We start from the raw sequence: 20,683 nt of genomic DNA on the forward strand, positions 1-20,683 counted from the left end.
CGATCCACTCGAGCCGAAGCCACAAGAGGATAGACAGATGACCGCAAGCATTTTCTCCGGCGTAATCCCTGCCTTGATGACCCCGTGCAAGGCCGATCGCAGCCCCGATTTCGATGCGCTCGTGCGCAAGGGTAAGCAGCTCATTGCCGAGGGCATGTCGGCTGTTGTCTATTGCGGCTCCATGGGCGATTGGCCGCTGCTGACCGATGCGCAGCGCATGGAAGGGGTAGAACGGCTGGCCCAGGCAGGCGTACCTGTCGTCGTCGGCACCGGTGCCGTGAATACCGCTTCAGCCGTTGCCCATGCTGCGCACGCTCAGAAGGTCGGCGCCAAGGGCCTGATGGTGATCCCTCGCGTGCTGTCGCGCGGCTCGGTGATCGCCGCCCAGAAGGCACATTTCAAGGCGATTCTCTCGGCGGCCCCCGATCTCCCGGCTGTGATCTATAACAGCCCCTATTATGGCTTTGCCACGCGTGCCGATCTGTTCTTTGCGCTACGTGCCGAGCATCCGAACCTCGTGGGCTTCAAGGAATTCGGCGGCCCGGCCGATATGCGCTATGCCGCCGAGAACATTACCAGCCGCGACGATGACGTATCGCTCATGATCGGCGTCGATACGGCGGTCTTCCACGGCTTCGTCAATTGCGGCGCGACCGGCGCAATCACCGGCATCGGCAACGTGCTGCCCAAGGAAGTCATCCATCTCTGCAACCTTGCCCAGGCCGCCGCCAAGGGTGACGTCGACGCACGCCAGCGCGCGCTCGAGCTGGAGCAGGCGCTTGCCGTCCTGTCTTCTTTCGACGAAGGACCGGATCTGGTTCTCTTTTTCAAGTACATGATGGTGCTGAAGGGCGACAAGGAATACGAGCTTCATTTCAATGAAAGCGATGTCTTGAACGAGAGCCAGCGCGGCTATGTCGAGACGCAGTTCAAGCTGTTCAACAGCTGGTACGCCGAGTGGAGCAGTCTTCCCGGCGCCGTGGAAAAGTATAAGGCCTAAGCTGTTACGGTCAGCTTAGGCTCGATATGCGAGAGGCCCCGAGGGGCCTCTTTCTTACTTTGGCCTTCACATGCATTTCAACGTCGCTCAGATCACAGCATCGAGGCCAAGCTCCTCTAGCCGATCGAGCTGGCGCAATTCCTCTGATGTCAGCGGGATACCATCCTTTTCCGCACGAGCGCGAGCGGCGAAACGACGCTGCGAGGGTAGGCGCGCGCCTTGGCCGACGATCGCTTCGAACAGCATTTCGGCACGGGCGAGCGGATTTCCTGGTCGGCCCGCCGCGAAGGCTTCTGGCGAGAAGGCGACGATGAGTTCGCCGTGACGTGGCGCAAACGCGGTCGAGCCGAGATAATCGAGTGCCTCGCGGCTGGTGAAATCGCCGATCATGATGCCAGCCAGAAGTTCGATCATGGTGCCGATCGCCGAACCCTTGTGACCGCCAAACGGCAGCATGGCGCCGGCGAGCGCCGCTTCCGGATCGGTCGTCGGCTGACCATCGGTATCTATCGCCCAACCCTCAGGCAAAGGCTTGCCGGCGCGCCGATGCAATTCGATCTCGCCACGCGCCGCAACCGAAGTCGCGAAGTCGAAGACGTAAGGCGGATTGTCGAGGCGCGGCCAGCCGAAGGCGAACGGGTTGGTTCCAAGCAGCGGCGCAGTACCGCCGGCGGGCGCGACGGTGGAATAGCTCGGGCACATGGCAAAGGCGGCAAGGCCGCGCTCCGTCAGCGCTTCCACCTCCGGCCAGAGTGCTGCGAAATGCGTGCAGTCGTTGATGGCAAGCGCAGCAATACCGAAACGGCGAGCCTGTTCGGCGAGTACAGGTACGCCGAGCTCGAAGGCGGCATTGGAAAAGCCGCTCCTGGCATCGACGCGAACGATGGCCGAGTCGGCCCGGTGCTCCAATTCGGGCACTGCATCCGGGCGAACCTTGCCCGCCTTGACCGTGCGCAGCACGCCTTCGATGCGATAGATGCCATGCGATTTACAGGCGTCCCGTTCGCCCGCGACGATCGTCCGTGCGATCGCAGCTCCCTGTGGTGCATTGAAGCCGGCTTTGGAAAGGATCAATTCGACGCGGCTTTGCAGTGCAGCGGATGTCAGGGTGGTCACATCGGTCAATTTCGGTTCTCCCTTATTATGCTTGCTTGCATCATAAACATGGAAATTATAAATACAAAAAGAATACAAGAAATCGACAGGTGGATTCGCTGTTTCGTCGCGCATTTCGGTTTGCCATAACGCTTGACGATAATTGCTTAACCTATCGATATCCGCGCTTGATCCCATACCGGGAGGAGGGATGCCCATGATCAGCCTGAGACCTGGAACAGCGTTTGCCCGCGGAGCGACGCAGATTGCGGAAATACAGAGATGAGCAGACCGGATGTTATCGTCATCGGGGCCGGCGTGATTGGTCTTTCCACTGCGATCGCGGCTCAGAAGCGCGGCTTGCAGGTTGTGGTCCTCGATCGCGAAGGACCGGCCGCAGGCGCATCGGCGGGGAATGCCGGCGCTTTCGCCTTCACCGATATCCTGCCGCTTGCCTCCCCGGGTATCCTGAAGAAGGCGCCAAAGTGGCTCCTCGATCCGCTTGGACCGCTCTCCGTTCCTCCCGCCTATGCGCTGCAGATCACGCCCTGGATGTTCCGGTTCTGGCGCGCCTGCCAGCCGTCACGCGTCGCCCATTCCATCGCGGCCCAGACAAGCCTCATGGATCTGTCCAAGGCGGAACTGGAGCCTTTTCTGGCTGCCACCGACACGCTCTCGATGCTGCGCAAGGAGGGCAATCTCCAGGTCTATGAAAGCGAGGCGGAATTCCGTGCTTCGCTGCCCGGTTGGGATGCGCGCCGCAATCACGGCATTGAATTCCAGCACCTGAAAGCCGACGAGATGGCAGCGATTCAGCCGGGGCTGGCGTCACGCTTCACACTCGGCACCTTCACGCCCGGCTGGTATTCCATTGCCGACCCGAAGCTTTATACGCTGGCGCTGGCTGAGCATTTTCGCAGCCACGGCGGTGTCATCGAGGCGGCTGATATCTCCGCGCTCCGTGCGATCCCCGCGGGTGTCGAGGTGGCGGCGGCAGATGGAAAACTGCGCCAGAGCGGCAAGGTCGTCCTGGCTGCTGGTGCCTTCTCGCATCGGATCGCCAAAACGCTGGGTGAGCGCATCCCGCTTGAGACAGAGCGCGGCTATAACACGACGCTTCCATCCGAAGCCTTCGACCTGCGCACCCAGATAACGTTTGGCGGCCATGGCTTCGTCGTCAGCAAGCTTTCCACCGGCATCCGCGTCGGCGGTACGGTGGAGCTGGGCGGATTGGAGTTGCCCGCGAATTTTCGCCGCTCCGAGGCCCTGCTTCAGAAGGCCCGCTCTTTCTTGACCGGTCTCAAACCGGAGGGCGGCGTGCAGTGGATGGGCTTCCGGCCATCGCTGCCGGACAGCCTCCCGGCTATCGGCCAGGCCAGGGTTACGCCGGATGTGATCTATGCCTTCGGCCATGGTCATCTCGGACTGACACAGTCGGTGGGCACGGCGCGTCTGGTCGCCGATCTCCTCACAGGACAGAGATCAGCCATCGATCTGGCACCCTTTTCGCCGCAACGCTTCTGATAGTACCGCAATATCATCGTATTGACCTATTATGGCGGACGGCGAAGCGATCCTTCATTTGCCGGCCGCCGAGGGCTTTGCAGCAAACCGGTCGATGCTACCGAGGCTTGGCCCCGGCATGTGCGCCCGCCTCCCTTGCAAGCAGCCTCAGCCAGGGGCCGCAATGAAACAGGCTCATAAGCAGATACATCGGGACCATCCCGCCGAGCATCGAACCGCCTTGCGCCGAGCAGATCATATCGCCGGCCGCACCGTAGGCAGACAGCCCGGTCATGAGGGCGAAGCTCGGCGCTGCCGCCAGTGCCAGCCATCGGCTGGCGGTAAGGGGCAGGTTGGGGGTGGCGAGATGCACGCCGGCCCCTTCATTGCTTTCGGATAGGCGGAACATCAGTTTGCTCCGTAGCGATCGTGATGTTTCCACCACACGCCGGTCTCGTTGCGGCCCAGGGGCGCGCGGTCGAGCCACTGATACATGCCCCAGAGACCGTCAAGCCCGCGGGCATAGGATGAGTAGGTATGATAGACGTCTCCGTCCTGCATGGCGAAGGCGCTGACGCCGGGCCGGTCACGCGTGTAAGTCGCGATATCCGTCCCCGTCATTGACGCCATCAATTCAACCGGGCCTTCGCTGCCGCGCAGCTCCCATTGCTGTATCGTCTTGCCTGCCTGAGCATCGAGCATTGGCGGCTCGCGGCGATAATTATATTCGATTTTGCCGCTGCTCTGTTCATCCGGCGTGAACCAGACATTGAAATCATGGTTGAAATCACTGTTTGCCGAAGAGGCCCAGTCGAAGGTCCAGCCCATGCGCCGCTTGAACTCCTGCAGCTTTTCGAGCGGTGCCCGGGAAATGGCCGAGAAGGCGACGTCGTGATTTTCAAGATGCACGGCGATGCCATTGAAGCCGTCCGCGATCGACGAGCAGGACGGGCAACCGGCCGTATAATCCGGCCCGAACATGAAATGATAAACGAGAAGCTGCGAGCGCCCCTTGAAGAGGCCCGAGAGCGGGACGACACCGTGCTCGGTCTCGAGACGATAGTCCTTTTCCACCTTCACCCAGGGCAATTCCTGGCGGCGGGCGGCGATCTCGTCGCTGCGCCGCGTCAGCTCCTTTTCCTGCTCCAGCAGGGAAAGTCGTGCCGCAAGCCAATCTTTGCGTGTTCCAGTCGCATGCATCGTCATGATTGATCTCCTCTTGTCAGCGACATCTGTCCTGTCGGCGCTGCGTCTTGCCTGCCGATGTGCGATACCTTACGGCTGGAGTGCGAAGGGGTGGGAGTTACAAGTGTGACGGGATTTCGATGGACTCGCTGATCGTCGCGGCCGCCCAGGCGCTTGCTGCCGGAGATGTGCTGGGGGCGTTGAAGCGCGTCGCACTGCGCGACGATGCTCCGGCGCTGGCGCTTCGCGGCATCGCCATGGCCCAGCTCGGCGATCTCGCCCGCGCCAAGGTACTGCTGAAGAGTGCCGCGCGCGCCTTCGGTCCGCGCGAGGCCATCGCCCGCGCCCGTTGCGTGGTTGCCGAGGCGGAGATCGCCCTTGTCTCACGCGACCTTGGCTGGCCGGAAAAGGCGCTGGAGACGGCGCGGGCCGCTCTCGAAAAACATGGCGACCGCATCAACGCCGCTCATGCCCGCAATTTGCAGATACGCCGCCTGCTGCTCATCGGTCATCTGGACGCGGCGGAGCGCTTGCTGGCGAAGCTCGACCCATCGCCGTTGCCTCCCGCCGCAAGGGCAAGCCACGAACTGGCGGTTGCCGGCATTGCCATCCGCCGCCTGCGTATCGAGCCGGCACGTGCCGCCCTGATACGCGCGGCGGAAGCGGCACAGAGGGCAGGAATCTCAGCACTCATCGTCGAGGTGCAGGATGCGGCGCGCATACTCGACGAGCCGGCCGCACGCCTGGTGGCTAAAGAAGGCGAAAGACCCTTGTCGCTGGATGAGGTCGAGGCGCTTCTGGCGTCCGCTGCCTTGGTCGTAGACGCCTGTCGCAACGTCGTGCGCCGCGCCGGAGACATCATATCGCTTGCGAGCCGGCCCGTGCTTTTTGCCCTTGCGCGCGTGCTTGCTGAAGCGGCTCCTGCCGACGCGCCGCGGGCGCTTTTGCTTTCCCGCGCATTTGGTGCCCGCCATGCCGATGAATCCCACAGGGCACGGCTGCGTGTTGAGGTCGGCAGGCTTCGCGCCGCCTTGGAGCCGCTCGCAGAGATCAGCGCGACGGCGGAAGGTTTCGTGCTGACGCCTCGGCTGCCAGGTGATGTCGTCGTGCTGGCACCGCCGGTCGAGGTCGAGCATGCCTCCGTGCTTGCCCTGCTCTCGGATGGCGAGGCTTGGTCGAGTTCGGCGCTGTCGATTGCCCTGTCGACAAGTACGCGTACCGTGCAGCGTGCGCTCGACGCGCTTGCGGCGGCAGGGATGGTGCAAAGCGTCGGCAGCGGACGGGCCTGTCGCTGGATGATGCCGCCCGTCGTCGGCTTCCCGACAACATTGTTACTCCCCGGACCGCTGCCGAGCGACTAGGCTTCTTAATTATCGACACTCAACCGATCCCGACGGGAGGAGGAAGCATGAAAAAGTCCCAAGCGGAAATCATTCGCGAATACGGCCCCTTCGACAACGCGCCGCGCGTAAACGGCGTCACCTTCGACGGCCAGCACGTCTGGTTCGCCTCCGGCGAGAAGCTGCACGCGCTGAACCCCGAAAGCGGCGAGCAAGTGCGCACGATCGACGTTGCCTCGCACGCGGGCACCGCCTTCGACGGCCGCTACCTCTACCAGATCGCCGAAGACCAGATTCATAAGGTCGACCCGAAAACCGGCAAGATACTCTCCACGATACCGGCGCCCGGCCATGGCGGCGATTCAGGCCTTGCCTGGAGCGAGGGTAGCCTGTGGGTCGGGCAGCATCGAGGCCGCAAGATCTATGAGATCGATCCCGAAACGGGCGCCATCCGGCGCACCATCGAATCCAACCGCATCGTTACGGGCGTGACATGGGTGGATGGCGAGTTATGGCACGGCACCTGGGAGGGAGACGAAAGCGACGTCCGCCGTGTTGATCCGGTGACCGGCGAGGTTTTGGAGCGGCTGGAAATGCCCGAGGGTACCGGCGTTTCCGGCCTGGAATCCGATGGCAGGGACCGCTTCTACGCCGGTGGCGGTGGCAGCGGCAAACTGCGGGCGATCCGCCGTCCGCGTTGAGCGGTTTGCAGTGGAGATATCTTGTGTCCGGGGCCGGACGATCGGCCCCGGACATGTCGTTTTAGGAAGAGCAGACTTACGCCTCCGGCTCAAACGATTGCATCCGGACCACGACTGGATAGCGCAGCTTTAAAACTCATTGAGCATAGACAGGGCTTCAGGCCGAGTCCTGCGAGCGCCGATATCCTATCTCATGTATGGTGAACCAACAGCAATGCCATGCGTTTCCAACATGGAAGCCATGCCTTGCTGCTTCGTGCGCTCATCGCCATATTTCTCACTTACCAATCGCATTCCAATCATTTCCACGTTGTGAGCCGCGCCGATACCGACCGATGCCGTGGGCAATCGTGTGCGCCAAGGAGAAGCCATGAATGAGATCGCGAAAAGTCTTGGTGAAATGAACCTGCAGGAGCGGGCCGATCTTATGGCAGCCGTTGCGGATGTACTGCAAGCCACTGCCGAAGAGGCCGAGGAGGACGGCGATACGCTTGCCGTCACCAATTCCCTGTTTCTGGCTCGCAATCTTCGCGGCTGTTCGTCCGATCTCGGCCCGAATGATCTGAAAGCGGCCGAACTGCTGCTGGAGCAGGGGATTACTTTCATTCACCTGCTGAACGGACGCAAGAAAGGCCGTGGACTGGTGCACTGACGGTTGCGACAGTCGAAAGTCCGTGGACTGCTAAAAGCTTAGGCGGAACATCACGGATGTCCCGCCCTTCCTGTCTGGTTGTGCTTGTGTCGGCAGAAATCTTTTCGCCGCGCCTGCTTCTCAATCTTCCTGGATGGCGCTGTCTCGGGCCGTATCCCGCATGAAGAGATAGACGATGAGCGAAATGCCGATCATCGCCGTCACGTACCAGTAGAAACCCTGTTCCCAGCCACTGCTCTTGAATTTCAGCGCCACAAATTCGGCTGTGCCGCCGAAGAGCGTATTGGCGAGGGCATAGGGCAACGCGACGCCGAGAGCTCGGATATGGGCAGGAAACAACTCCGCCTTCACGACCGCATTGATCGATGTGTAGCCGGTGACAATGACCAATGCGCCCATGACCAGCACGCCGGCGATGAGAGGATCTTTCGTGGTTTCGAGTGCCGAGAAGATCGGATAGGTAAACAGCACGCCGCAAAGGCCGAAGCCGATCATCAGCGGCTTGCGGCCGATCCTGTCGGAAAGCCCGCCTGCGATCGGTTGCAGCAGCATGAAGATGAACAACGTGATTGCGTTGATCTCGCTCGACGTTTCCCGGCTGAACCCGGAAGTATTGACCAGGAATTTCTGCATGTAGATCGAGTAGGCGTAGAAGGCGAGCGTGCCGCCGGCCGTCAGCAGCATGACGAGCGCGGTTTCCTTGGGGTGGCGGGTGATGAGCATCCAGAAGCCGGATTTCTGCGTATCGCTCGCGCGCACATTCTTGAAGCTTTCGGTTTCGGCTAGGCCGCGTCGCAGCCAGAAAACCACGACTGCAAGCGCTGCTCCCATGAAGAAGGGAATGCGCCATCCCCAGGCGTTCAACGCTTCCGTCGTCATCACGGCCTGCAACAGGATCAGGAGCGCGATGGCAAGAAGTTGGCCCGAGATCAGCGTCACGTACTGAAAGGATGAGAAGAAGCCGCGGCGCTGGCGGCCGGCCATTTCAGAAAGATAGGTTGCCGAGGCGCCGTACTCGCCACCGACGGAGAGGCCCTGCATCAGGCGAGCGAGGACCAGAAGTGCCGGTGCCACAACGCCGATGGTTTCATATCCCGGCGTTAGCGCGATAATCAGCGACCCCGCGCACATCAGCGTCACCGAAAGGGCGAGGCCGGCTTTGCGGCCCTTGCGGTCGGCATAGAGCCCCATGATCCAGGCGCCGATCGGCCGCATGACGAAGCCGACGGCAAAGACCGCCGCCGAATTCAACAGCTGCGCCGTCTGGTCGCCGGCGGGGAAGAAATGCGGTGCGAAATAGAGCGCGAAGGCCGCATAGACATACCAGTCGAACCATTCGACCAGATTGCCGGTGGAGCCGCCGATGATCGATTTCAGACGTTGACGCCGCGCGGCTGCTTCCGTCGCTGCCGTCGTCGTGATGGGATCCAGTGTATTCAGCATTGTTCCTCTCCTCCCGTTCTTGCTTCGGATCGTCGTTACGCAGCGATGGCGCTGCACACGACGGGTTCGCCAGGGAAGGCCTCGCGCATTCGGTTGCTGGCGGCCGCTATCAAGGCGGTATCCGCAATGCCACTATCTGGCCAACAGCCGACTGTTGTGCGTATTGAAGGTCCACTCTCCCAGTGGCGCTATTGATATGTGAGGAAAGCGCGGCGCACGAGGTTTGAGGGCCACTCAGGATATTCTATTGATATATTTCATTTTTCTCAGAATGAGATCGCCGCTCTTGGAAAACTTCGCGCAAGATTCTGCATGGCTATTTCGCAGTTTGTGCAATATTCTGCACAAATGAACGGAACAGGTCTGAAGCGAATTGTGCTGCTGGTGGTGGCCGGTTTAGCCGCTGCTGCGGGCATTTGGTATGCGGCGCTTTCACTTTCCCGTCAGGACGCTCTCAGGCGGCTGGATGCGGAGGCGCGCGACCTTGCGGTACAGCATATCCGCCTGCTCGACAGTGAGTTGGCGCGCTTCCGGCTTCTTCCAATCGTGCTCGGCGAATATCGCGATCTTGGTGAGGCGCTCGCGAGCCCCACAACGGATGCCGCCCGCCGACTTGACGACAAGCTTGGCTTTCTGGCGCGGGAAACTGGCGCCTATATCATCTATCTCGTCGATCAGAAGGGGCTTGTCATTTCCGCGTCGAATGCGGGGACCGAAGACAGTTTTGTCGGCAAGAACTTCAGCTTCCGTCCCTATTTTTCCGAGGCGCTGAAAGACGGCACGGCGGAATATTATGGCGCCGGAGCGATCAGTGGCCGGCCAGGTCTGTTTCTGGCCCGCAGGGTCGGCGATGCCGCCGCTCCGGCGGGAGTCGTCGTGGTCAAATTCGAGTTCGACGCGGTGTCGCGGATCTGGGCGAACGATCGCGGAAAAACGTTTGTCGTCGACGAACATCAGATCATCCTTGCCGCATCCGACCCGTCACAGGTGCTGACGACGCTTGCACCTCTGTCGCCTGAAGTCCGGGCTAGCATCGCCGCAAGCGGCCAATATCGCGACGCCGCCCTTGCACAGGGGAATTACTATGTCGAGGATGCCGGTCGCATACACGGTCCGCGAGGCCGGATCATGATCGCTGCGGAGCAGCCGGTGGCCGGGACGCATCTGCGTCTCCTGCATCTTCTCGACACCCGCGCGGCGCTACAGGAGGCGCAGGCGCAGGCCTGGCTGCTGGCTTTGCCCGTCATCGTCGGTTTGGCAGTCATCGTCGCCGCGATCTGGTGGCGGATGACTCGAGCGGCCAGGGCAGCGGACGATCGGCGAGCACTTGAGGAGGCCGTCGCCGCACGCACGGTCGAGCTGCACGACGAGATGGCTGAACGTGCGCGCGCCGAGGATCGATATCGCGATGCCCGTGAGGAACTTGCCCAGGCGAACCGGCTTGCTTCCGTCGGTTCGATCACGGCGGGGTTGATGCATGAGATCAACCAACCTGTCGCGACCATCCGCACTCTCGCCGAGAATGCGCGCCACCATCTCGCGGCCAATCGCCTCGATCGCGTCGGCGCCAATCTGGATGCCGCGGTCGAAGTGACGGCGCGCATCGGCACGATCACGCAGGAGATGCGGCGTTTTTCACGCAGGGGGCGGCGCGCAGCCGGAGCGGAACCGCTCGATGCCATCATCGCGGGCGCCTTGCTGCTGGTGGGGAATCGGTTTCGCAAAGCCGGCGTGCGGCTGGAGCTGCCGGGGCAGGGCCAGCCGCATGTGCTTGCCGAGCGGGTGCGGCTGGAGCAAGTCATCGTCAATCTGCTGCAGAACGCTATCGATGCGGTTGCCGGCATTGAGGATCCGCATGTTGCTCTGCTCGTCGACGCTGCCGGAAAGGATATGGTGAAACTGACTGTCGCCGATAATGGTCCCGGTATCGATCCGGCACTGGCCAAGGAAATATTCCGGCCGTTCGTTACCGGCAAGCCCGATGGACTTGGTCTCGGGCTCGGGATTGCCCAGGATATTATGAATGATCTCGGCGGATCATTGACCATCGGCCCTTCGCCGCTCGGTGGCGCGGCTTTCGTAATGACGGTGAGGCGAGCATGACCCTGGAAGCGTCGCAGAAAGTTCTTCTGGTCGAGGATGATGGCCCCTTCAATGCCGCACTTACGGATTCCTTTGCTATAGCGGGCTTCGACGTGGAGACGCATGGTGACGGGCAATCGGCGCTGACAAGTCTTGCAACCGCATTGCCCGGCGTGATCGTCAGCGATATCCGTCTGCCGCGCATCGATGGGCACGATCTGCTGGAGGCCGTGCTGGCGCGCGATCCGGACTTGCCCGTTATCCTGATGACTGGCCACGGTGATATCGCCATGGCTGTCGGGGCGCTGAAACAGGGCGCCTATGATTTCATTGCCAAGCCCTTTGCTACCGATCATCTGATCGCATCGGTGCGCCGGGCGCTGGAAACGCGCCGCCTGGTGCTGGAAAACCGGCGTTTGCGGCAGGCGGCTGCCGAGGCGGAGGATGCATCGCCGCTTCTCGGCCAGACGACGGTCATGGCACGGTTGCGCGAAACGATCCGCCAGGTCGCAAACGCCGATGTGGATGTTCTGATCGAGGGCGAAACGGGGACCGGCAAGGAGCTCGTGGCCCGGCTCATTCACCGCTGGAGCAGGCGGCGTGCCCGCAGTTTCGTCGCGGTCGATTGTGCCGCCTTGCCGGACGCGATCGCCGACGAGGCTCTGTTCGGAAACCGCGTTCGGCGCGGACGCATTGCCGAGGCAGATCGCGGCACGCTGTTTCTCGACGAGATCGACAGCATGTCGCCCATGCTGCAGGGACGGCTTCTGCGTGTTGCCGAGGAACGCGAGCTGCCTTCGGCAAGCGGCGAGCCGACCCCTGTCGATCTCCGCATTGTCGCTGCCACCAAAAGCGATCTGCATGCTGCAGTCGCCGATGGCCTTTTTCGCGCCGATCTGCTCTATCGGCTGGAAACCGTAAGAATCCGCATTCCGCCGCTGCGGGAGCGCCGGGCCGATATCGGCCTGTTGTTCAGCGCCTTCCTCGACGAGGCCGCCCGCCTGCACGGCGTGCCGCGCCCGCCCATCGATGCCGCGATGGAGGCACGGTTTCTGACGCACGATTGGCCGGGCAATGTCCGGGAGCTGCGTAACTATGCGACCCAAGCGGCGCTAGGCCTCTCCTCCGTTCGCAGTCAGCCTGCGCTGGAGCTTGGCCTCTCCGAGCAGATGGATCACTTCGAGGCAAACATTCTACGGGCCACGCTGGAACGCTTCGAAGGGGATATTGCCGAAGTCGCGCAGGCGCTCAGACTGCCGCGCCGCAGTCTCTATGCACGCCTGCAGCGCCACGGCATCAATCCGTCCGCTTATCGCAAATAAGTTAGCTTGCGCACCGATGGTTGCCGGCAGTTTCCGGGCCGCTCAAGGCGCTATGGTGAAACTGTAGCTCCCGTTGGTCTTGTGGCCATCCGTAGAGAGCACGTGCCATTCGACCATGTACTTCCCGGGCGCAAGCTTGTCGGCTACCGGCACCATGAGCGTGGTGCCGCTATTCATCAGCATGGCCTCACCGGTCTTGATGGTAGCCTTGTCAGGCCCAGTTATCTTAATGCCGCTGAATTTCACATTGAGACCTTCCGAGAAGGTCAGGTCGAGCTCCGACGGGGCGCTCTTGACCAAGCCGTCGGCCGCCGGAACGGCGGATTTCAGATGGGCATGGGCCATAGCCTGGCCGGCAAGGGCGATACTGATTGCAGTTGCAGCGAGAAGCAGTTTCTTGATAGGGGGCATTTGATTTCCTTATCATGTTGGTGATCCGGGGAAAGCCCGCGGATCGTGTGATGGCGATCGGTCGATCACCGATATCCGTTGCCGCAAGGGCCGACGGAATTCCCATTCCCGGAGCCGATTACGCACCTCGGAATTAATCCTGCTGCAGCAGATTTCGGATCTTCTGCAGGGCGACATCGGTATTTTCCTGGTAGGCGATCGTACCCCTGAGATTGCCGTCGGCATCGACGAGCAGTACGGACGCCGTGTGGTCCATGGTGTATCCGCCGTCCGGGCTGGGCACCTTTTTGGCATAGATGCGCCAGCCTTTGATCGCCTTCTGCATTTCACCGGGATCGCCCGTGATGCCGATAATCCGGTCGGTGAAATTGCCGGTGTAGCTATGCATGATCTCCGGCGTATCGCGCTCCGGATCGACGGTGAAGAAATAGGCCTTCAACCCGTCGGCTTGAGGTCCGAGCGTCTTGAACCAGCCCGCCATATCGTAGAGCGTCGTCGGGCAGACGTCGGGGCAATGCGTATAGCCGAAATAGACAAGCGAGGGATGACCCGACAGGGCCTTTTCGGTGATGGGTTCACCGCGATCGTCCGTCAGCGTGAAGGCTGCACCGAAGCTGCCGGCCGCCCGGACCTTGGGCGTCATGAGGAAGGTTGCGTAGCCGATGGCACCAGCGCCGACGATAAGCGTCAGGGCGACGGCCGTTGCCGCAAAGCGTCGTCTATTTGACATGGGATGCCTCCTTGTTTGCCGCGATCGATCCGACGGGGAAATCGATTTCGGCCGTACCGGCTTTTTCGAATTTGAGCGATGTCCTCACCGTCTGGCCCTGAAGGAAGGGCGTGGCGACCTTCATGAACATGAGGTGGTAGCCGCCGGGTTTGAGCTCGATGGTCTTGCCGGCCGGTATTGCTAGGCCGCCGGCAAGCTCACGCATGATCATCACGTCATTGTCCATCTTCATCTCGTGAATCTGGACCGTTGCGGCGCGCGGTGAGCTCGCAGCCACCAGCCGGTCGTCGGTGCCTCCCGTATTCGTGATGGTCATATAACCGCCACCGACGGGAGCTCCCGGCACCATGGCGCGAACATAGGGTGCGGAAATGGTGAGGTTGCCGATTTTGACATCGTCGGCGGAAGCGAGAGAGGAAGACAGGAATGCCAGCCCGAAAGCAGCGAGGGCAAAGATGGGTTTCTGCATGATCGAATCCTTGATCCGGAGAAGAGCAGGCGGACGAAGCCTCTGGCTCCGCCTCACCGCGTCAGGAGAAGAAGCGCCGGAGAGGCGGCACGAAGCGAACCAGGAGCTGGTCGAGGAGAAGCATCGCGACGATGGCGGCGCCGGTCAGCGGGAAAGCCATGCCGAAGACGATGGCAATGAACCAGAGGCCGACATAGACGGACTTCTGCGGCGGCATCGGCGGTACGCCAAGACGGCCCGATGGCCGGCGCTTCCACCACATGGTCGCTGCCGTCACGCAGCAAAGGATGATGGCGAGACACGCGGCCAGCATCAGAAGCTGGTTGAAAAGGCCCCACTCCTGCCCCTGATGGACATTGATGCCCCATTCGATCGCCTTGCCGAGTGCCGGATACTGATCGTAGGAAATATCGACGAGCGGCTTGCCGGAATATTGGTCGATATGGACGGTGCGTTCTTTGCCAAGGTCGCCGAAATAATGGCTTGCCGTATAGACGCCGGTCCCATCTGATGGGATCGCAAGATCCGAGCCGGCGACCATGCCCAGCCCATGCATGACGTCGACGGCCTTATCGAGACCGATCGGCTCGGCCGATTGCGCCGCGATATCGGAGAGCGGAACGGGCGCGTTTTCGACGACCCAGCCGGCGCGGCTGACGATATCCTGTGTGACCTTTGTCGATTTCGGAACGTCGTCCCAGACTGCCGCCGGTGTTCCGAAATTGTGAGCGGTCAGCCAGGCATTGACGTTGGCGCCCCAGTAGCCGGACCACGGCATGCCGCTGAAGGCGAGAAAGAAGATCAGGATGCCGGCAAGCGCTCCCGTCACGGCATGCAGGTCGCGCCAGAAGACGCGGCGTGATGGGGTGCCGCGAACGCTGAGCACGCCGCCCGTCTGCTGGCGCGGCCACCACAGATAGATGCCCGTCACCACGAGGACGAGAGCAAAGCCCGCGACGATCTCGATGAGGCGATTGGTCCATTTGCCGAAATATTCTAGGCTATGGATGCGCTTGACGACCCAGCCGAACTCCTGTTTCGACCCCACTGATCCTAGAATGCTGCCATCGTAAGGATTGACGTAGACGATGGTCGATTGGCCATCCTTGGACAGCGTTATCCAGGCCGAGCGGTTCGGCGCCGACGCTTCGTGATAGGAGGTTGCGCGCGCGCCCGGAAAGGCCGAAAGCGCCGCGTCGGCGATCTGCTGCGGCCGCAGCATGGTGCCGGCCTCGGTGACGAGATAGCGATGCGAGTAGAAGGTATCGGCAATCTGGTCCTTGAATAGATACAACGAACCGGTGATCGCCAGATTGAGCATGAAAGGGATGACGAGCAGGCCGGCGAAAAAATGCCAGCGCCAGATCGCGCGATAGAGCGAGATATTGTGGGTTGCTGCGGCCGCAGGCTCTGCAGCGGTAAAGGTAGACATGAAATCCTCCGAAGATCGGCGGGCTGCCGCAAGGGGCGATCTGAGGAGGGGGCGGCGAGACGGTTCGCCGTTTGGCGCGGCCTGCTTTCCCTGAGCAGCCGACCAATCGGCCTGCTTCGTTCGGCAAGATGCAGCTGTGAACACCAATCCTCAGATGTCGCGACGTGATGGTCGCGCAAGCGGCAGCGTTGACGGCGGGCATCGCGACGAAAGCCGCAATGCCGGTTCAGCCAACGATGTCGGGGAGGGGTGGTGCTCTCGGGCCTGTATTCGGCGGATAAAGCTGGCGGTGGAACGCCTCCGATCGTGCGACGACCGTCTCTCCACGCGGAGAGGCAAGGCGCCCACAAATGTCGGTAGGAGGCCCCGGCAGCATCGCGGCGGACGCAATCCGGCATGCCTCGCATCCGGGTGCGTAGGCTTTCCCATGCACCTTGCCGTCGGCATCCTTGTAGGTGATGCAAAGGACGGGCAGGGAGCCATCCGGAAGCCGGTACTGGGCAAGCTCGATCGGGGATATTTCGTCCGCGGTTGCGACGATCGGTTGATGGGCGAAGCCGACGAGCAACAGCGCAACGGCGCAAAGAATGCGCGCGCTCCACTGAAATGTTCGCGAAATCGTCTTCCGCATGCTTGTCCCCACCACCGCATTCGCGGATAAGGTTTCAGTCATAGGGCAGGCCTATCACAAGCGCAATGCGTCAATTCGTGCCGCGATGCCGCCGCAGTGCCGATCGATGAGAAGCATATAAACTATTTTTAGAGATCGCATGGTATCTCGTAAGGACTTCGACCATGCCGCCGCAGCTCATCTATCGCGGCGCGTTGCGAAGACTGGGAATCGCCATGGAAGTCGAAACACATCTGATCTCGCTAATACGTGTCCTCGGCCAGGTGGCGATTATTGTCTATGCCTATTCCTGGGTCATCCGTATCGTCGAGCGCGGCGCTTTGAAATCCGTGGCCGTCGGGCTGTTGTTCGGGCTGGTCGGCATCCTGTCCATGGGCGATCCCATCCAATGGATGCCAGGTGTGATCCAGGATGGCCGGTCGATCCTCCTTGTCCTTACGCCAATCTATGGCGGCCTTTTGGGAACCATTGTCGCTGCGGCGATGATGGCGCTGTTTCGGTACATGGTGGGCGGCATGGGCGCGGTGGTCGGCGTGGCCGGCATCGTGATCGTTGCAATCGCCGGCTATGTACTCACTCTGCTGCCGCGGCAATGGACCGGCACGGGATGGCGGCGATCGGCTCTGTTCGGTCTGGCGACCTGTTCATCCATTGTGGTTGTTTTCCTTTTTCCGTGGGCGGTTGCGCGCGCCCTTCTTATCTCGGCAACACTTCCGGTAACGATCGTCAATATCCTCGGTGTCATGCTGTTGTCGGATCTCTTGCAGCGGGAGCAATATCGCATTGGCATCCAGCGCGCGCTGGAGAATGAAGCGAGCCTCGATCCGCTGACAAGGCTTCCCAACCGCCGGGTGCTGCAGCGCGAAGGCGATCGATGCAGCAAGGAAGCGGGCATGCGGCGTATCCCCTTCTCGATCATCATGCTCGATATCGATCACTTCAAGAAGATCAACGACAGCTGGGGCCATTCCTTCGGTGACACCGTTCTGGCGCGATTGGCCGACGTCATCAGGCAAACCGTGCGCAAGACCGACATTGCCGCTCGTTATGGCGGTGAGGAGATCGTCGTGCTGCTGCCCAACACCGATACGCGGGCTGCGGCTGCCGTCGCGGAGAAAATTCGCAAGGACATCGAGGACACAACCCTGATGTTCGAGCAGGAGGCCGTCCATGTCACGGTCAGCATCGGCATCGCCTGCTCCCTCGAACCGACGACGGATTTCAAACATGTGCTTGAGGCCGCCGACAAGGCGCTTTATCGCGCGAAGGCGGGCGGGAGAAATCGCGTGGAACTGGCGGAGGCCGTATAGGCTCGCCGCCTTTCCTTCTCATGGGCATGGCGTGCTCTGTCTCATTTCTATCCAAGCGTCCTTGACGGAACGGGGCAGTCCGGAATAACTGGACGTGACGGTTCCCCAAGGAAGACTCCGCGGGGATTAATAGGGAACACGGTGAGGATGACCCAAGCGGGACCTAGACCGTGGCTGCCCCCGCAACTGTAAGCGGATTGCCGATCATCCGGGAATGACCAGCCTGCTGGTTCCTTCCTGAGGCTTTGAGCCACGCCACTGCAAGCATGCTTGCGGGAAGGCCGATGATCGTCAGATATCCGCAAGCCAGGAGACCTGCCGTCGATCACGATCCAATCAGCCGGGCGGGGATGCTCGGAAAGGACAGAGAATGATTGACCTGCGCCTTCGACATTATCCGACACCTATCGGCCTTGATTGGGATCTCCGCAGCCGGCGGCCGTCTTTCTCAGCGCGATCGCGCTGACGCCGCCCCGTTTCCTTAATCCTATCGAGACCTTTCATGCGCCATTTTTTGACGACCATTGCATTTGCACTTGGGCTGACCGGTTTTGCCGGCTCCGGTTTTGCCGCCACCCAATATCCTCTCACCATCGATAATTGCGGTCAGAAGGTCACTTTTGAAAAGGCTCCGGCCAAGATCGTTTCGATCGGCCAGGGCATGACTGAAATCCTCTTTTCGCTCGGCCTTGCCGACAAGATTGCCGGAACGGCGGTCTGGGTCGGCCCGGTTCTGCCGCAATATGCCGAGGTCAACAGCAAGATCCCGCGGCTTGCCGATAACGATCCGAGCTTCGAATCCGTCGTTGGCAAGGCCCCGGATCTCGTCGCTGCCGAATTCGAATGGCATGTCGGCGCGCAGGGTTCCGTCGGCACACGCCAGCAATTTTCGGAACTCGGGATCAACACCTATGTTGCTCCGACCGATTGTGTCGCCAAGGTCAATACCGATGGCGGCGATGGTGTGCGCAAGGAGCTTTTCACGATGGATCTGGTCTATCAGGAAATCGTCGAGCTCTCGCAGATCTTCGACGTTAGGGATCGTGGCGATGCCCTGATCGCGGATCTGAAAAAGCGCGAGGCGGATGCAGTCGCTTCGATTGCCGCTGCCAAGGCCAAGGATCTTCCGATCGTGTTCTGGTTCTCCAGCAAGGAGGTCAATGGCGATGCCTATATCGCCGGCAAGAACAGCGCGCCGGCCTATATCCTGAAGACGCTCGGCGCCAGAAACGTGGTGACGACGGAAGAAGAATGGCCGATGGTCGGGTGGGAAACCATTTCGCAGGCCAACCCGGCCGTGATCGTCATAGCCACCATGGACCGCCGCCGCTATGCGGCCGACGATCCGAAGGTCAAAGTCGATTTCCTCGAAAAAGATCCAGTCACCAGCCAGCTCGACGCCGTTAAGAACAAGCATTTTGTCATGATGGATGCGCAGTCGATGAACCCGACCATCCGCACCATCGACGGCATTGAAGTATTGGCCAAGGGCATCAAGTCCTTCGGCCTGGCGCTGTAAGATATGGGTCTCGCCGCAAAACGCAGGACATGGTGGGCGCTCTTGGCGCTCGCCATGGCTGCCGTCATTCTTCTGACCTTCATGATCAGCCTCGCCGTATCGATCGGCGAGATTTCGATCCCGCTGTCGACCACAGTAAAGGCCGTTTCGAACCGGTTGTTCGGAACGAGCTTCGAACTCAGCCGGATCCATCAGGGGATCGTCTGGGACTATCGCCTGAGCCGCGCGCTCGTTGCTGCAAGCACCGGTGCGTCGCTTGCCTTGAGCGGGGTGGTCTTGCAGGCGTTGCTGCGCAATCCGCTCGCCGAACCCTTTGTGCTCGGGATTTCCGCCGGCGCCTCCACCGGGGCGGTCTGCATCATGATCCTCGGTCTTGGCTATGGCATTCTCGGCCTTTCCGGCGGCGCTTTCCTCGGCGCGGTTGCAGCCTTTCTTTTCGTCGGCCTGCTTGCCGCCGGGGTCGGCGGCACGAGCGAGCGCATCATTCTATGCGGCGTCGCCGGTTCGCAGCTTTTCAACGCGCTCACCTCCTATATCGTCACCACCTCGGCCAATGCGGAGCAGGCGAGGGGCGTCATGTTCTGGCTGCTCGGCTCCATGAGCGGCGTGCGCTGGCCGGACGTTTATCTTTCCGGGCCGGTCGCCATCATCGGCTTCGCCGTCTGCATGGCACATGTCCGCGTGCTCGATGCCTTCATCTTCGGCACGGATGCTGCCGCATCGCTTGGCATTGCGGTCAAGCGCGCCCAAGTCGTTCTGCTCGGCGTGACGGCTTTCATGACGGCAGCGGTCGTCAGCATCGTCGGCTCCATCGGCTTCGTCGGGCTCGTCATTCCGCATGCGGCCCGCTTCGTTGTCGGGCCGAGCCATGACCGGCTTTTGCCGGCAGCGGCTCTGGCCGGCGCCATCTTCATGGTCGCCGCCGATATCATCTCGCGGGTCATCATTCCCCAGCAGATTCTGCCGATCGGCGTCGTCACGGCCTTGTTCGGGGCTCCGGCCTTCGCCCTCATTCTCTATCACACCCGGAGGACGGCATGAGCATTGCTGTGGACATGGTAACCTTTGCAGCCGGCAATAGCCTCATCGTCAACGGCGTCAGCCTGACGGTGGAAAAAGGCAAGGTGCTCGGGCTCCTTGGGCCGAACGGCTCGGGAAAATCCAGCCTGCTCAGGCTGATCTGCCGGCTGCGGAAGGTCAAAAGCGGGGTCATCCGGCTCGGCGGTAGCGATATTGCCTCGATCTCGCGGAGCGATATTGCCCGCCGCATCGCGCTGGTCGAGCAGCAGGCGACGACCGATACGCAGGTCACAGTGATGAACGTCGTCCGTCTCGGCCGTACGCCGCATCGCGGTCCCCTATCGGCCTGGAGCGCTCACGACGATGCGGCGGTTTCCGATGCGCTTGCCCGTGTCGGTATGCAAGGCCGCGCCGGTCAGCCGTGGCAAACTTTATCGGGCGGTGAACGACAGCGCGTCCATATTGCGAGGGCGCTTGCCCAGACTCCAAGCGAACTTCTGCTTGACGAGCCGACGAACCATCTCGATATCCAACATCAGCTCGATATTCTCGGCCTGGTCTCCAAGCTCGATGTCACCTCCATCGTGGCGCTGCACGATCTCAATCTCGCGGCCATGTTTTGCGACAGCCTTGCTGTTTTGCAAAATGGCGAGGTCGTTGCGGCAGGCCCGCCTGAAGAGGTGCTGACGCAGGAGTTAATCGAGCGCGTTTTCGGCGTGCGCGCGCATGTGCAGAAATCTTCAGTGCACGGCCGCTGCAACATTCAATACATGGCGGGTTGAGTGGCATCTGTCGCGATCGCGAAATAAAATGGATTGCCCCGGTCTGAGCAATTCCG

Annotated in this window: 20 protein-coding genes and 1 riboswitch; of the genes, 11 read left to right on the forward strand and 9 right to left on the reverse strand. The window is 61.3% G+C overall.

The window, feature by feature from the left end; genetic code table 11:
* The first annotated feature begins 37 nt into the window (after positions 1 to 37).
* Positions 38 to 1,000 carry a dihydrodipicolinate synthase family protein gene (locus FHT85_RS13620; RefSeq protein ID WP_112337048.1) on the forward strand — a complete coding sequence of 321 codons (963 nt, stop codon included), beginning with the start codon at positions 38 to 40 and terminating at the stop codon, positions 998 to 1,000.
* An 87-nt stretch (positions 1,001 to 1,087) separates the two neighbouring features.
* On the opposite strand, the gene FHT85_RS13625 is transcribed toward FHT85_RS13620, so the two are convergent.
* On the reverse strand, positions 1,088 to 2,125 hold the full coding sequence (locus FHT85_RS13625; protein ID WP_112337141.1) for an Ldh family oxidoreductase: 1,038 nt from the start codon (positions 2,123 to 2,125) through the stop codon (positions 1,088 to 1,090).
* Between the two features lie 252 nt (positions 2,126 to 2,377).
* Between FHT85_RS13625 and FHT85_RS13630 the strand changes: the two genes are divergently transcribed.
* Positions 2,378 to 3,619, forward strand: a complete 1,242-nt coding sequence (locus FHT85_RS13630) for an NAD(P)/FAD-dependent oxidoreductase (RefSeq protein ID WP_112337047.1) — start codon at positions 2,378 to 2,380, stop codon at positions 3,617 to 3,619.
* 97 nt (positions 3,620 to 3,716) lie between these two features.
* Here FHT85_RS13630 and FHT85_RS13635 read toward each other — a convergent pair whose 3' ends face one another.
* Together FHT85_RS13635 and FHT85_RS13640 are read right to left on the reverse strand one after the other, a co-directional pair.
* The gene (locus tag FHT85_RS13635) at positions 3,717 to 4,007 is read right to left on the reverse strand and encodes a hypothetical protein (protein ID WP_112410787.1); all 291 of its coding nucleotides are present in this window, start codon (positions 4,005 to 4,007) and stop codon (positions 3,717 to 3,719) included.
* The gene (locus FHT85_RS13640; protein ID WP_112337045.1) at positions 4,007 to 4,804 is read right to left on the reverse strand and encodes a DUF899 domain-containing protein; all 798 of its coding nucleotides are present in this window, start codon (positions 4,802 to 4,804) and stop codon (positions 4,007 to 4,009) included. Before FHT85_RS13640 ends, FHT85_RS13635 begins: the two co-directional genes overlap by 1 nt.
* 119 nt (positions 4,805 to 4,923) lie before the next feature.
* Between FHT85_RS13640 and FHT85_RS13645 the strand changes: the two genes are divergently transcribed.
* The 3 genes from FHT85_RS13645 to FHT85_RS13655 all read left to right on the forward strand — a co-directional run bounded on the left by FHT85_RS13645 (position 4,924) and on the right by FHT85_RS13655 (position 7,476).
* Positions 4,924 to 6,144, forward strand: a complete 1,221-nt coding sequence (locus tag FHT85_RS13645; protein ID WP_112410788.1) for a helix-turn-helix domain-containing protein — start codon at positions 4,924 to 4,926, stop codon at positions 6,142 to 6,144.
* Positions 6,145 to 6,191: 47 nt separating this feature from the next.
* A complete protein-coding gene (locus FHT85_RS13650; protein ID WP_112337043.1) occupies positions 6,192 to 6,824 on the forward strand; it encodes a PQQ-binding-like beta-propeller repeat protein in 633 nt (210 codons plus the stop codon).
* Between the two features lie 370 nt (positions 6,825 to 7,194).
* Positions 7,195 to 7,476: a hypothetical protein gene (locus FHT85_RS13655; RefSeq protein WP_112337042.1), complete on the forward strand. Its 282-nt coding sequence runs from the start codon at positions 7,195 to 7,197 to the stop codon at positions 7,474 to 7,476.
* A 120-nt stretch (positions 7,477 to 7,596) separates the two neighbouring features.
* On the opposite strand, the gene FHT85_RS13660 is transcribed toward FHT85_RS13655, so the two are convergent.
* On the reverse strand, positions 7,597 to 8,919 hold the full coding sequence (locus FHT85_RS13660; protein WP_146746687.1) for an MFS transporter: 1,323 nt from the start codon (positions 8,917 to 8,919) through the stop codon (positions 7,597 to 7,599).
* A gap of 312 nt (positions 8,920 to 9,231) precedes the next feature.
* On the opposite strand from FHT85_RS13660, the gene FHT85_RS13665 reads away from it, so the two are divergent.
* Together FHT85_RS13665 and FHT85_RS13670 are read left to right on the forward strand one after the other, a co-directional pair.
* Positions 9,232 to 11,022 carry an ATP-binding protein gene (locus FHT85_RS13665; RefSeq protein ID WP_112410789.1) on the forward strand — a complete coding sequence of 597 codons (1,791 nt, stop codon included), beginning with the start codon at positions 9,232 to 9,234 and terminating at the stop codon, positions 11,020 to 11,022.
* Complete coding sequence (locus FHT85_RS13670) at positions 11,019 to 12,323, forward strand: sigma-54-dependent transcriptional regulator (protein ID WP_112337040.1); 1,305 nt, start codon at positions 11,019 to 11,021, stop codon at positions 12,321 to 12,323. The genes FHT85_RS13665 and FHT85_RS13670 overlap by 4 nt, the downstream gene beginning before the upstream one ends.
* A gap of 42 nt (positions 12,324 to 12,365) precedes the next feature.
* Here FHT85_RS13670 and copC read toward each other — a convergent pair whose 3' ends face one another.
* The 5 genes from copC to FHT85_RS13695 all read right to left on the reverse strand — a co-directional run bounded on the left by copC (position 12,366) and on the right by FHT85_RS13695 (position 15,996).
* A complete protein-coding gene (gene copC / locus FHT85_RS13675; protein ID WP_112337039.1) occupies positions 12,366 to 12,734 on the reverse strand; it encodes a copper homeostasis periplasmic binding protein CopC in 369 nt (122 codons plus the stop codon).
* Between the two features lie 133 nt (positions 12,735 to 12,867).
* Positions 12,868 to 13,464: an SCO family protein gene (locus tag FHT85_RS13680; protein ID WP_112337038.1), complete on the reverse strand. Its 597-nt coding sequence runs from the start codon at positions 13,462 to 13,464 to the stop codon at positions 12,868 to 12,870.
* Positions 13,454 to 13,933 carry a copper chaperone PCu(A)C gene (locus FHT85_RS13685; RefSeq protein ID WP_112337037.1) on the reverse strand — a complete coding sequence of 160 codons (480 nt, stop codon included), beginning with the start codon at positions 13,931 to 13,933 and terminating at the stop codon, positions 13,454 to 13,456. Before FHT85_RS13685 ends, FHT85_RS13680 begins: the two co-directional genes overlap by 11 nt.
* A 61-nt stretch (positions 13,934 to 13,994) precedes the next feature.
* On the reverse strand, positions 13,995 to 15,365 hold the full coding sequence (locus FHT85_RS13690; protein ID WP_112337036.1) for a PepSY-associated TM helix domain-containing protein: 1,371 nt from the start codon (positions 15,363 to 15,365) through the stop codon (positions 13,995 to 13,997).
* A 226-nt stretch (positions 15,366 to 15,591) separates the two neighbouring features.
* Positions 15,592 to 15,996: a hypothetical protein gene (locus FHT85_RS13695; RefSeq protein WP_112337035.1), complete on the reverse strand. Its 405-nt coding sequence runs from the start codon at positions 15,994 to 15,996 to the stop codon at positions 15,592 to 15,594.
* A 164-nt stretch (positions 15,997 to 16,160) separates the two neighbouring features.
* Between FHT85_RS13695 and FHT85_RS13700 the strand changes: the two genes are divergently transcribed.
* The 4 genes from FHT85_RS13700 (at position 16,161) to FHT85_RS13715 (ending at position 20,627) form a co-directional block, all read left to right on the forward strand.
* Positions 16,161 to 17,306: a GGDEF domain-containing protein gene (locus tag FHT85_RS13700; protein ID WP_246779979.1), complete on the forward strand. Its 1,146-nt coding sequence runs from the start codon at positions 16,161 to 16,163 to the stop codon at positions 17,304 to 17,306.
* An 81-nt stretch (positions 17,307 to 17,387) separates the two neighbouring features.
* Positions 17,388 to 17,644, forward strand: a riboswitch (cobalamin riboswitch).
* 164 nt (positions 17,645 to 17,808) lie between these two features.
* Complete coding sequence (locus FHT85_RS13705) at positions 17,809 to 18,825, forward strand: ABC transporter substrate-binding protein (protein ID WP_183774148.1); 1,017 nt, start codon at positions 17,809 to 17,811, stop codon at positions 18,823 to 18,825.
* A gap of 3 nt (positions 18,826 to 18,828) precedes the next feature.
* On the forward strand, positions 18,829 to 19,866 hold the full coding sequence (locus tag FHT85_RS13710) for a FecCD family ABC transporter permease (protein WP_112337033.1): 1,038 nt from the start codon (positions 18,829 to 18,831) through the stop codon (positions 19,864 to 19,866).
* Entirely contained in the window at positions 19,863 to 20,627 is a 765-nt protein-coding gene (locus FHT85_RS13715; protein ID WP_112337032.1) for an ABC transporter ATP-binding protein, read from the forward strand. Before FHT85_RS13710 ends, FHT85_RS13715 begins: the two co-directional genes overlap by 4 nt.
* Positions 20,628 to 20,683 lie beyond the last annotated feature (56 nt).

It is taken from the genome of Rhizobium sp. BK312 (genome assembly GCF_014193605.1).
In the GTDB taxonomy this organism is placed as follows: Bacteria; Pseudomonadota; Alphaproteobacteria; order Rhizobiales; family Rhizobiaceae; genus Rhizobium.

Bases quoted from the DNA above. Each gene is read 5' to 3' on its own strand.
- FHT85_RS13715 (WP_112337032.1), top strand. From the start codon at position 19,863: ATGAGCATTGCTGTGGACATGGTAACCTTTGCAGCCGGCAATAGCCTC.
- FHT85_RS13650 (WP_112337043.1), top strand. From the start codon at position 6,192: ATGAAAAAGTCCCAAGCGGAAATCATTCGCGAATACGGCCCCTTCGAC.
- FHT85_RS13700 (WP_246779979.1), top strand. From the start codon at position 16,161: ATGCCGCCGCAGCTCATCTATCGCGGCGCGTTGCGAAGACTGGGAATC.
- FHT85_RS13695 (WP_112337035.1), bottom strand. From the start codon at position 15,996: ATGCGGAAGACGATTTCGCGAACATTTCAGTGGAGCGCGCGCATTCTT.
- FHT85_RS13665 (WP_112410789.1), top strand. From the start codon at position 9,232: ATGGCTATTTCGCAGTTTGTGCAATATTCTGCACAAATGAACGGAACA.
- FHT85_RS13685 (WP_112337037.1), bottom strand. From the start codon at position 13,933: ATGCAGAAACCCATCTTTGCCCTCGCTGCTTTCGGGCTGGCATTCCTG.
- FHT85_RS13660 (WP_146746687.1), bottom strand. From the start codon at position 8,919: ATGCTGAATACACTGGATCCCATCACGACGACGGCAGCGACGGAAGCA.
- FHT85_RS13655 (WP_112337042.1), top strand. From the start codon at position 7,195: ATGAATGAGATCGCGAAAAGTCTTGGTGAAATGAACCTGCAGGAGCGG.
- FHT85_RS13620 (WP_112337048.1), top strand. From the start codon at position 38: ATGACCGCAAGCATTTTCTCCGGCGTAATCCCTGCCTTGATGACCCCG.
- FHT85_RS13640 (WP_112337045.1), bottom strand. From the start codon at position 4,804: ATGACGATGCATGCGACTGGAACACGCAAAGATTGGCTTGCGGCACGA.
- FHT85_RS13645 (WP_112410788.1), top strand. From the start codon at position 4,924: ATGGACTCGCTGATCGTCGCGGCCGCCCAGGCGCTTGCTGCCGGAGAT.
- FHT85_RS13690 (WP_112337036.1), bottom strand. From the start codon at position 15,365: ATGTCTACCTTTACCGCTGCAGAGCCTGCGGCCGCAGCAACCCACAAT.
- copC (WP_112337039.1), bottom strand. From the start codon at position 12,734: ATGCCCCCTATCAAGAAACTGCTTCTCGCTGCAACTGCAATCAGTATC.
- FHT85_RS13705 (WP_183774148.1), top strand. From the start codon at position 17,809: ATGCGCCATTTTTTGACGACCATTGCATTTGCACTTGGGCTGACCGGT.
- FHT85_RS13670 (WP_112337040.1), top strand. From the start codon at position 11,019: ATGACCCTGGAAGCGTCGCAGAAAGTTCTTCTGGTCGAGGATGATGGC.
- FHT85_RS13710 (WP_112337033.1), top strand. From the start codon at position 18,829: ATGGGTCTCGCCGCAAAACGCAGGACATGGTGGGCGCTCTTGGCGCTC.
- FHT85_RS13630 (WP_112337047.1), top strand. From the start codon at position 2,378: ATGAGCAGACCGGATGTTATCGTCATCGGGGCCGGCGTGATTGGTCTT.
- FHT85_RS13680 (WP_112337038.1), bottom strand. From the start codon at position 13,464: ATGTCAAATAGACGACGCTTTGCGGCAACGGCCGTCGCCCTGACGCTT.
- FHT85_RS13635 (WP_112410787.1), bottom strand. From the start codon at position 4,007: ATGTTCCGCCTATCCGAAAGCAATGAAGGGGCCGGCGTGCATCTCGCC.